This window comes from Polyangiaceae bacterium (assembly GCA_016715885.1).
GTDB lineage: Bacteria > Myxococcota_A > Polyangia > Polyangiales > Polyangiaceae > Polyangium.
The window spans coordinates 46,488-57,337 of the sequence record JADJXL010000028.1 but is presented as its reverse complement, the minus strand read 5'-3'; the positions used below and the strand labels follow the sequence as shown (position 1 = coordinate 57,337).

Annotated in this window: 7 protein-coding genes and 1 tRNA gene; 5 read left to right on the top strand and 3 right to left on the bottom strand. The window is 60.3% G+C overall.

Annotated elements, in window-relative coordinates:
• Positions 1-65 precede the first annotated feature (65 nt).
• The 5 genes from IPM54_41490 (at position 66) to IPM54_41470 (ending at position 6,214) form a co-directional block, all read left to right on the top strand.
• On the top strand, positions 66-902 hold the full coding sequence (locus IPM54_41490; protein MBK9266247.1) for a homocysteine S-methyltransferase family protein: 837 nt from the start codon (positions 66-68) through the stop codon (positions 900-902).
• Between the two features lie 41 nt (positions 903-943).
• A complete protein-coding gene (locus tag IPM54_41485; GenBank protein ID MBK9266246.1) occupies positions 944-2,281 on the top strand; it encodes a glutamate--cysteine ligase in 1,338 nt (445 codons plus the stop codon).
• A gap of 50 nt (positions 2,282-2,331) precedes the next feature.
• Positions 2,332-3,687, top strand: coding sequence for an HlyC/CorC family transporter (locus tag IPM54_41480; protein ID MBK9266245.1), 1,356 nt, complete (start codon positions 2,332-2,334; stop codon positions 3,685-3,687).
• 32 nt (positions 3,688-3,719) lie between these two features.
• On the top strand, positions 3,720-6,023 hold the full coding sequence (locus IPM54_41475; GenBank protein ID MBK9266244.1) for an alpha/beta fold hydrolase: 2,304 nt from the start codon (positions 3,720-3,722) through the stop codon (positions 6,021-6,023).
• A gap of 114 nt (positions 6,024-6,137) precedes the next feature.
• Positions 6,138-6,214: transfer RNA gene (locus tag IPM54_41470), tRNA-Pro, on the top strand.
• Positions 6,215-6,232: 18 nt separating this feature from the next.
• On the opposite strand, the gene IPM54_41465 is transcribed toward IPM54_41470, so the two are convergent.
• The 3 genes from IPM54_41465 to IPM54_41455 form a co-directional block, all read right to left on the bottom strand.
• Positions 6,233-7,906 (bottom strand): DUF2961 domain-containing protein, encoded by a 1,674-nt coding sequence (locus tag IPM54_41465; GenBank protein ID MBK9266243.1) that lies wholly within the window; start codon positions 7,904-7,906, stop codon positions 6,233-6,235.
• A 38-nt stretch (positions 7,907-7,944) separates the two neighbouring features.
• Complete coding sequence (locus IPM54_41460) at positions 7,945-9,519, bottom strand: hypothetical protein (GenBank protein ID MBK9266242.1); 1,575 nt, start codon at positions 9,517-9,519, stop codon at positions 7,945-7,947.
• 221 nt (positions 9,520-9,740) lie between these two features.
• Positions 9,741-10,841 (bottom strand): glycosyltransferase family 4 protein, encoded by a 1,101-nt coding sequence (locus IPM54_41455; GenBank protein MBK9266241.1) that lies wholly within the window; start codon positions 10,839-10,841, stop codon positions 9,741-9,743.
• Between the last annotated feature and the right edge of the window lie 9 nt (positions 10,842-10,850).

Here is a 10,850-nt window from a genome sequence, read left to right as displayed (position 1 = left end):
ATGCGGCTTCGGGTCTCATCGCTCGTGGTGCGGATCTTTCGGGGCCAGCGCCGCTCGGGCGGCTCGTGCGCGAGCACGAGACGGTCTTGACGGATTATTACGGGCACGAGATCTCGGCTGGAGTCGACGTGCTCTTAGCGCTCACAGATGAAACGATGCCGCGGGCGCTTGCGCAGATTGGCATGGCGTTTCGTTCGGCGGCGCTCACGGGCACGGCCATCGAGCTCGCACTCGATGCGGCCGGCAGTGCAAAGCGACCCGTTGCGGTGGCAGGCCTGCTTGGATCGCGCTGGATCGCGCCCGTTTTGCCCGAGCGCATCACGGAAGAGTACGCGATGCATGCGACGCGGCTGTCCACGTCGGGCTGCGAGCTCGTTCTGGCGCGCGGCGTGTCTCCCGAAGCGTTTCAGCACGGCACCGAGCTTGCGCGCGCATCAAGATCGTCCGCGATCGCGAGCGCATGCGCGACGCAATTGCCCACGTGGGCCATCCTCGAAACATCCGACGGCGAGCGTCTCGTCGATGGTGATTCGGTCGAAGATGCGACGCGCGCGGCCCTTGGAGCAGGCGTGCACGCGGTTCTTTTCGACGTACCCACCGAGGCAGCGGGGCGGGTAGCGATCGACGTGGCGTCCCGCGTGGGCGCTCGGGTGGGGGTGCTTCTCGCGGCCAGCTCCACCGCTCGACACGGCGCGCCTGTCACGGGCGTGCCGATCGATGCTTGGACTTCCGCGTGTAAGCGTCTTGTCGAAGGTGGTGCGAGCATCATTGGTGGTGGTGCTGGCACCACGTTGGCGCATCTCTCCGGCTTGTCTCGTGTGTTTGGTGCATCGGACACTCGGTTCGGATCGCACGGCACCACAGCCGCAGGCCATGCGGAGCGACAAACCTCATCCGAGTAAAACTGATGGCTGAAACGAGCGTTTCCTCCACGCCGGACATCATCCGGAACATTGACGACCTATACATTCCGCTGCACACGGCCATGAAGCCGCGTGATCGTTATCGAATTGGAGCGGAAGGCGAAAAGTTCGGGGTTTTCGTAGCCGACGGTTCTCCGCTTCCTTATGAAGGGTCGCGTAGCGTGCTCACCGTCCTACAAGCTCTCGTGGAGCGGCACGGGTGGAAGCCCGAGCCTGAATATCCCGGAGGGCCCCTCATTGCGCTCGAACGAGCCGGTGCGTCGATTACGCTCGAACCTGGCGGACAGCTCGAATTGTCCGGTGCCGCATTCGACAACGTGCATCAGATTTGTCTCGAAATGAGCGGTCACTTGGCCGAGCTTCGCGACATTTCCGGCGAGCTTGGCATTACCTTTCTCGGCGTCGGTTTTCATCCCTTGGCGCGTCAGGAAGATCTCTCGTGGGTGCCGAAATCTCGTTATGGCATCATGAAGCGGTATTTGCCATTGCGAGGGACGGGCGGTCTCGACATGATGCGCCGCACGTCGACGGTGCAGGCCAATTTCGACTATTCCAGCGAAGAAGGAGCGATGCGTTCCCTTTGCATTGCGCTTCGCCTCTCTCCCGTCATCACGGCGATGTTTGCCAATTCCCCATTTTACGAAGGCAAAATTTGGGGCGGCAAGAGCCGCCGAGCGCACACGTGGCTCGACGTCGATCCCGCTCGTCAAGGTCTGCTCGCCAGCGTCATCCACGGGCGCCGCAAGTTCATCGATTACGTCGAATGGGCACTCGATGCCCCCATGTTCCTCATCAAACGTGGCAATACGATCCTCGAAAATACCGGACAATCGTTCCGCAGTTTCATGGACTACGGGTTTCGGGGTCATCGCGCGACGCAAGCCGATTGGAACATGCACCTCAATACACTTTTTCCTGAAGTGCGCCTCAAGCGAACGATCGAAGTGCGAGGTGCGGACGCTCAATCGTCCGCCACGACGTGCGCGCTTTCCGCGCTCTGGACGGGCATTTTGTACGACGACCGAGCGCTCGACGAAGCCGAAGCGCTCACGGAAAGTCTTACCTTTGCCGAGCTCGACGCGCTGCGGCCCGCGATTGCGCGCGATGCGCTCGGGGCCACGTTCCGCGGCGAACCTTTGGCGGCGCTGGCCGAACGCGTGATGTCCATCGCCGAGGGAGGTTTGGCCAGGCGCGCGCGTATGCGCAATGGCCAGGACGAACGAGTGCATCTGGCGCGCCTCGGAGCGCTCGTTTCCAAGGGGCAATGCCCGGCCGACGTGCTCCTCGAGGGGCTCGATGCGAACGCGAGCGGCCCCGATTTGCAACGTGAAATCATCGCGCGCACGCGCCTCGTTTAGTCACCGTGTCGTACTGCGCGTGTTCCGCGAGGTAGGGGGTTCATTCAGCAATGTCGACCATTGGCTATCTTCTTGGGACGGCGCTGCTGATACTGCTCAATGCATTTTTCGTCGCATCGGAATTTGCCATCGTCAAGATGCGCCCGACGCGCCTCGAGCAGCTCGTGCACAGCGGCGATGCGCGTGCCAAGCGCGCGCTCGCCATCTCGCAGCGTTTGGATGCGTATCTGTCCGCCAATCAGCTTGGCATTACGCTTGCCAGCCTGGGCCTTGGCTGGATTGGCGAACCTGCCATTGCCCATCTGCTCCAGCCTCTGCTCGTGCGTGCTGGATTCGGACCCGACGCGACGCACGCCGTATCACTGGGCGTCGCGTTTGTCCTGATCATGTCCTTGCACACGATCATCGGTGAATTGGCGCCGAAAAGCTTGGCCATCCAACGTACCGAAAGTGTTACGCTTTTTGCTGCAAGGCCCCTGCACTTTTTCTACGTGCTCGCCTGGCCGATCATTTGGGTTCTCAATTCGGCAGCCAATGCATTCGTTCGCCTGTTCGGCCTTACGCCGGCGCATGAACAAGAAATTGCCCATACCTCGGAAGAACTGCGCATTCTGCTCACGCGCAGCCCAGCGGGCCTCGATCCTGCCCTGCGCAGCATGCTCGTCCGCATTTTCGACCTGCGCAGGCGAACCGCGCGTCACGTCATGTCGCTACGCAGTGATGCCGCGACCCTCCGCGCGGAAATGACCATCGAAGAAGCCGTCGCCGTCGTTGCCGAGGCGGGATATTCGCGATACCCGGTGCTCGATGCAAAGGGCCATTCGGTTCTCGGATATCTCCATCTTCGCGACTTGTTCGACGTGCTCAGCGGCCGGCGCAAAGCTTCGCGCGTCGCCGAGCTCTTGCGAAAACCCATTTTTGCCAGGGAAACCACGTCCGTCGAACGCTTGCGTCTCGAAATGCAGGCAAGGCAAGTACCCGTCGCGATCATCACGAGCTCCACGGGCGAATTCATCGGGCTCGTCACGATCGAGGATTTGCTCGAAGAAATCGTCGGTGAAATTCGCGACGAAAACGACGAAGAAGTTCCGCCCATTCATCGGCGCGGGCCGGGGATTGTCGAAGTGGATGGTCGCGTGCTCTTGGCCGACCTCGAACGCGAAGAGCAAATTGTTTTATTGCCGGAAGCCAAAACCGTGGAAACCGTCGGCGGCTACGTTCTCGAGCGGCTCGAGCGTCCCGCCGAACCTGGCGAACGAATCGAGTGCGAGGGGTACACGGTGATTGTCACGGACGTTTTTGGAAGACGCGTGCGTCGAGTACGTATCGTTGCAACCGATGCGACCGACAAGCAAGCCGCACCTGCCAACGAGTCTGAAACGAGCGACGTCGCGAAAGATGGTTGAAACGGCACGCGTCCCGGTCTAATCGACTGGGCATGAGCGAGACCAGGGTTCTTCGTACGGGGTTTGTCTTCGCCGCACTCGTCGCGGGTTGTGCAGGACAAACCGATGCTCAACGTCCATTGCGCCCGCTCTTGAGCGAGATGGCCAAAGAAGCGCCGAACGCGTCGCAGAAGGGCGATTCTTCGCGCGGTGCGATCCTTGGCGCGGACAAGAGCCGCATTGGTTTCGAGCGCATCGCGAAGTATCCCGAGCCCGGCGCGAACGTTCCGCGCAAGTTTGGCGCATCGCCCGACGGCAAGCTCGTCACGTGGCTCGCCAGTGAATCCGGCGACATGACGTATTCGCTTTTTGCATTCGACACGTCGACGAAATCGTCGCGCGTCCTTCTCCGAGCAGCCGATCTTCCGGGTGGCTCGAAACCTCTCAGTCGCGAAGAAGAGCTTCGGCGCGAGCGGCAGCGGCAAAGAGCGTCGGGCATATCGACGTACGAATGGGCCGAGAATGCTCCGGTGATGCTCGTGCCCGGCAGTGGCGATATCTTCGTGCGTGCGGCCGATGGCGCATTGAAACGGCTCACGGAGACGCCCGAAGCCGAAATCGATCCGCGCCTTTGCCCCACTGGGGAACGCGTCGGGTTTGTCCGCAATGATGATTTGTTCGTCATCGACGTAGCGACTGGAAAAGAAACGAAATTGACGACGGGAGGTCCACCGGGCACCACGCGAGGTCAAAGCGATTTCCTCGGCCAAGAAGAGCTCGGCGAACCGCATGGGTTTTTCTGGTCCCCGAGTTGCGATCGCCTCGTTTACTTGGAAGTGGACGAACGCGGCGTTGCGGAGCATCCGGTGCTCGGGTATCGCGGACAAGGCCCGGACCTGATGATGCAAAAGTATCCTCTACCGGGCGCGGCGAATCCGAAAGTACGCGCGGGGATCATCGACGTGAAGTCGCGCAAAACGACGTGGCTGTCGTGGCCTGCGGATACCGAGCGATACATGGGGCGTTTTTCATGGGCGCACGATGGATCAGCGGTCTACGTGCAAACGCTCGATCGCCGGCAGCGCCGCCTTGCGCTCGTCAAAGTCGATCCGGCGAACGGAAAAACCAAAGAGTTGGTCGTGGAAAACTCGCCTTCGTGGATTGAGTTTACCCAATTCAAGTCGCTCGAAAAGAAACCGCAATTCTTGTGGCTGCACGATGTGGGAGGCTTCATGCATCTCGAATTGCGGGATGCAGCGACGGGCGCGCCTGTGAAGACATTGACGTCGGGAGCTTGGAACGTGTACGGCATAACGCGACTCGACGAGGCTTCGGGGCGGGTATTTTTCATTGGCAACAAGGACGCGACGCTCGACAGGCAGCTTTATTCGGTGCCTCTCGAGGGAGGCGAAATCAAGCGCTGGACCGAGGAACCCGGCGTGCACATGGCCGGGCTCGACCGTAATGCAAAAATGGTCATGGACATGCATTCGGCGGCCGATCGTCCACCGAAGGTCATTTTGCGCAAGCTTGGTGGCCAAGTGCTCTTTGATCTCGGGCCGAAGCCCGATCCGGAAGTAGCGAGTTTGGAATTGCGAACTCCGGAATTTTTTACGGTAACTGTGGGGTCGGGCGTCGAATTGCACGGGGCGCTGCTTCCTCCGCGGGTCATCGAGCCGGGCAAGAAGTATCCGGTCGTCGTCATGGTGTACGGAGGTCCGCATGCGCAGACCGTGCTGAATTCCTGGAGTCCGCGGCTCATTTGGCAACATTTGGCCGACCGAGGGTTTGTCGTCATGCAAGTGGACAATCGAGGGAGCGGGGGTAGGGGTCCCGCATTCGAGGCGCCGCTCGCTGGAAAGATGGGCGACGTCGAGCTTGCCGATCAAATTGCGGCGCTCGATGCGGTCGCCAAAAGGCCGTACGTCGATGCAAACCGCGTCGGCATTTACGGGCATAGTTATGGTGGTTTCATGGCGGCCCTCGCGATGCTCAAGGCGCCCGACAAGTTCCACGTAGGCGTTTCGGCGTCACCCGTCACGGATTTCCGCTTGTACGACAGCGCGTACACCGAGAGGTACTTGGGTTTGCCCAAGGACAACGCGGCGGCGTACGACACCACGAACCTCACGAAGATGGCGGGCAACCTGCGCGGCAAACTGCTGCTCGTGCATGCGCTCATGGATGAGAACGTTCACTTCCAAAATGCCGCAGCGCTCATCGATGCCTTCGTCGCGGCGAACAAGACCTTCGACCTGCTCGTGTTTCCGGGCGAACGTCACGGGTATCGCAGTCCTGTGGTACGGAAGTACGCTTACGAACGGGTCATCGAGTACCTGGCAAAGAACCTCGAGTAGGGGCGCCACAAACTCTCTTGCTCTTCTGCCCGTCGTCGTCTAAAGTGCGCGCCGTGTGTTGCCCGGTGACGGGTGACGCCAGCAGAACGTGGACACGTCCACGCGCTGCGAGCTCGGGGAGTCGCACAGCCTGGTAGTGCACGAGCTTTGGGTGCTCGTCGTCGTGGGTTCAAATCCCTCCTCCCCGACCAAAACCGTTCGTCAGCTTTTCACCGATACAGATACGTGACCGTGCGGTACCGCACGAGCGTCTCCGGTATGCCGGGACCAATCTCCAGCTCGAGCTCGGCGCTCTCTGCAAAGTCGATGGTGTCCCCGAGCACGTGAAAGCGACAAGCGCTCGATTGGCCCACGAGTCCATCCACGCGCGTGCCCCACCATTGCGCAAAGGGCGTCGAATGCGAGCCAGCCTCGTAATAGAATGCGCCATTGAAGTAATCTTCGGTGCCGGTACCGCGAATGGTCAGCTCGCCGTCGAGCGTCCCCAGCTCATCACCTTCCAGAAAATTCAGGGGTTCATCGAAAAGAGTGCCGTCACCAATGCCTTGGCCTTCGAGCATCATGCACGTTCCCGCCCATCGGCCTCGTCCCGTCACGCTTGCGAGCGGATGCGTTTTTCCCGCGGCAGGCGCAATGGTTTGTCGCCTTTCGACATGGAGATGTCCGAAAGGTGCGGTTGGGACAGTGGACGATCCGCGCATCGAAAGGGTGAAATCTACCGGGTTTGCGTGATTGTTCGTCGCGACGAACTTTACGTTTTTCTCGAACGGCATGGGCAAACGGAGCTCCAGTTGAACCGTGCCGTCCGGTGCCTCGAATCCCGCGAGTCCCAGGCTTGCATTTCCGTTTTCCGGCGCATCGAGTGATGCCGCAAAAAGATCCGACATGGGGAGCGCCATTGCGGGGGTCGCAGCGTCGTCCCAGGTGACTTGAATATCCACGTCCGCGAGATGTGGCAATGCGTCTTTTGCGACCCCCAATCGCAGCGCGCGAATCGTCGTCGGTCCTGGCAAATCGATGATCGTTGCAGTTTGTCCCGGCATGAGCGACACGACCGTAGGTGCTCCGATGGGCTCGCCGAGGTCCCCGCCATTCTGCACCGCCCGGAGGACGATGGACGCATCATCGCGTGCCGGCAAACGTTTGGCAGCCGCTTTTCTCGCCACCGGCACGCGATCCAGCACTACGCCGACTTGATCGTAATAATATTCGAGCGGGCCGAGGTTGTCGAGACCAACGATGATTTTCTTCGCAAAAACCACCGGATAATACCACGCCACGTGATCTCCAGGGCCGTCGCCGAATGGAGGGGCAAACATTTCGCCCGCCGATCCATCGATGATCGCCGCGAGCGGTTCTTCCACGACGGGCGATGGATCATCGTCGACCCATATGCGAAAGATTTCGTCATTCGCAACCCCCCCATTTCGCAGCGAGCTCGCGGTCATCCAAAACCGCGCCAGACGCCCGGATCCTTCGATGCGAGCGAGCGCCACACCGCGCACATACGATTCGGGACAAACCTCGTCGTCGTAGAGGGGCGGGACGATTTGCGCCTCGCTCACCGATGCTTCGACGCCTCGACACGCGAAATGGTTCATGTCGCGATTGCCCCGATCGACGAAGCTCGCCGGCGGAATCGCTCCCGATTCACGGTCGTAGCTACCCGTTTGGAAGTATTTGCCGTCGCCGAATATCGGTAAGCGCCCGGGATCCGTCAGCAATTCGAGCGACGCTGCGTCCGCGAGCTCGTCGCGCGTGCCCACGATTTGCGGCGGCGGGTTACTCGTGGGGTCGGGACCGCAACCCGTGCAAAGCACGAGACCCAACGCTGGTGAGCAGAATCGAAGCAAAGCGCGCAGATGGTTTCTCGAAGCGTTCATCGCTCACGATGATAGCGCCTTCTGCGCCTTCGGGGGCATCATCGAGTCATTTTGACGATGAAGACGTCATTGCTCCCGGCGCTGGTGAGCGGGCCATTGCCAAAGTCCAGCGTACCGCGAAATTCGCCGGCCACCACGATGGCATCCGTACCGCTCAGCGCGATGGCGCGGCCGTATTGCGGATTATCGCTACCCGCGCGGATACTCCATACGGTTTGCCCATTGGGAGCCAATCGCATCACGAATACGTCCGCGTCACCGGGGCCCGCGACCTGGCCGCTGCCAAAATCGACGGTTCCAGCCGCATACCCGGTGACGAACACACCGTCGCTCGTGGCAGCAACGTCCGTCGCGTGTTGATCGTCGGGAGCCATCATCGGATTGGCATCGCCTATCGACCGAATCCATGAGACGGCGCCCGAGTCGCTCATGCGCGCAACGAATGCGTCGACTTTACCTTTGCTCGTGATGGCATTTCCTGCGAGGTCACAAGCTCCTTCGAATTCGCCCACGAGCACGATTCCAGATCCCCCGACGAGCGCCAGCGCATTCGGCTTTTGCGTATTCGTATCCCCCATTCGATGCGTCCACGGCACGGTCGCGTTCGATTGAATCTTGCCGACGAATACGTCGCCCGCTCCCGCACTCGTCACCGGCATGGGGCCCCAATCAATGGCGCCATCGAAAAGCGCCGTCACATACCTGGCTCCAGACTGATCGACCACCATGCTGCGCGCCGTTTGTACCTGCGCATCACCCGAACGCACGGCATCCACGAACGTGCCATCCGACCCGAAACGCGTCACGAAGAGATCTTCGAGGCCCGAGCTCGTGAGCGTAAATCCGCTGAACGTGACCGTACCCGAAAAATCACCGAAGCAGCGAACGTCTTGCGAATTCGGGACAACCGCGACACTCGCGCAACGCTGATTCTGCGCGTCGCCGAATCGACGATTCCATACGAGCGATCCATCCATTGCGGAGAACTTGATGACGAATCCATCGATCCCACCTGCATGCGTGAAATTCGTGGCATCAATGGAAAACGCGCCGCCAAACGAGCCACCTACAATGGGATCCCCGGCCGACGTGAGCGCAATGGACTCAATGCGATCCGGCCCCGCGCCGCCAAATCGCAAGCTCCAAAGTGGATTGCCGTCGGTATCGAGCTTGGCCATGAAGGCGTCCGTGTCACCGGCCGTCGTGAGTGGTGAACCGGTGCCGAAATCGAGCGTTCCGGCAAAGTATCCCACAACGAATACGTTTCCCATGGCGTCGACGGCAACATCCGTAACCGATTGCGACGAGCCATCCCCGAATCGCTTGCTCCAAAATACGGTCGTTGGCGGGCCGCCCCCAGCGCCTCCAGCGCCTCCAGCGCCGCCAGCTCCACCGGCCGATGACGAAACCACGCTGCTCGAGGAGCTTTCGCCGCCCAAGCCTCCGCTTCCGCCACCCAATCCACCGCTTCCGCCCGAAGAATCGCCCAAACGCAATTCTTCGAGCCCGCCGATGATTTGGCAGCCGCCGATGGTGAGAAAGATTGTAAGGAGGGGAAAAGTGGGTCGTAAGGTGCGTGGCATGAACGTGCGGGCCCCGAAAGTGGCCCGCATCGTATCAGATTTGCCCGTCCTGCGAAGGACTCAACTGCACGCCGGGACCAAGGAACACCACGGCCAGTGCCAGTCCGACAAATTTCAGAACCTGGTGAACACGTCCACGCATCGCCGCCCTCCTTGGTGTCAGGTTGAAGAACAATATGTTACAGGACGGTGACAACAAACGCAAGATTTTTCTCGAGCTGCGCCAACAAATTTTGCTTCTAGTCCAGACGTTAAATTTTGACCCTGCTGTCCAAGCGACCCCCCAAAACCTCGGTAAAAACCGCTTCGAGCTCTTGGGCGTGATGCGTCCAGGTGTAACGGGACCGAACGAGAGCCCCACCCGCTTTTGCCACACGCTGACACAATTCCCGATCCTCGAACACCCGACAAAGTAACTTGTGCAACGCGTCGTGATCCTCGGCCGGGTAAAGCAACACCTCGTCGTCCGCCTTGAAGAGCTCTCGCATCCGGGGCGTGTCGATGGTGATGGCCACCTTTTCAAGCGCCATGTATTCCAGCACCTTGATCGGATCGCGATTCATGCCGTGAACACGAAAGATCGGATGCTTCGATGGGGCGTAAGGCGCAATGCATACATCTGCCGCTTCGATGTACGCGCCAATTTGATCGTGCGACACTCGTCCAGCAAAACGGACGCGATCCGCAACGCCCGCAGTTTCCGCAGCTTTTTCGACGCGCCGTTTGTCTTGGCCGTCACCCACCAACAAAAAGACCACATCCGGCCCCGACCATTTCCGAGCCACCGAAACCAAAATGTCCGCACCATGCCAATCGGGAAAACTCCCGGTATACAGCACGATCCGCTCGCCTTTGGGCGCAAATCGCGCTCGCACGGCGTCGGGCGATTGTCCCGCGAGGTGCTCGATGTCGACGCCCCAATGCACGATGCGCAGTTTGTCTCGGTATACTTCAGGAATGAACTCGCCGCTCGTCGCCACGATGCGCGCAGATTCACGAAACGATCGCTCGCTGGCGTCGCGGTCGAGCGTCATGAGCACCGTGGGCACGGAAAGGGCTTTGCCCAGCATGGGTCCCAAGCCAAACGCCGAATAACGTTCGTAAATGACATCGGGCCGAAAACGCTTGATGGCTCCATACACGCGCGCAAACGAGAATGGCAAGAGCGCCTTTTGCAGCACCGGATGCACCGCGAGCCCGCGGGCGAGCACATTCGGTTCGGTCGATCCGGTGCGGCAATAAAGCAAAACGTCGTGCCGCTTGGATAGCTCGCGGTACACGTGCGTGACGTGTGTGGATCCGCCGTGTGTGCCAGGGATGGGAATGTTGGGAGCAAGGTAGACGATGCGCATGGATAGGAC

Excerpts from the sequence above, each read along its gene's own strand:
- IPM54_41480 (MBK9266245.1), top strand. The coding sequence starts at position 2,332 with ATGTCGACCATTGGCTATCTTCTTGGGACGGCGCTGCTGATACTGCTC.
- IPM54_41475 (MBK9266244.1), top strand. The coding sequence starts at position 3,720 with ATGAGCGAGACCAGGGTTCTTCGTACGGGGTTTGTCTTCGCCGCACTC.
- IPM54_41465 (MBK9266243.1), bottom strand. The coding sequence starts at position 7,906 with ATGAACGCTTCGAGAAACCATCTGCGCGCTTTGCTTCGATTCTGCTCA.
- IPM54_41460 (MBK9266242.1), bottom strand. The coding sequence starts at position 9,519 with ATGCGGGCCACTTTCGGGGCCCGCACGTTCATGCCACGCACCTTACGA.
- IPM54_41455 (MBK9266241.1), bottom strand. The coding sequence starts at position 10,841 with ATGCGCATCGTCTACCTTGCTCCCAACATTCCCATCCCTGGCACACAC.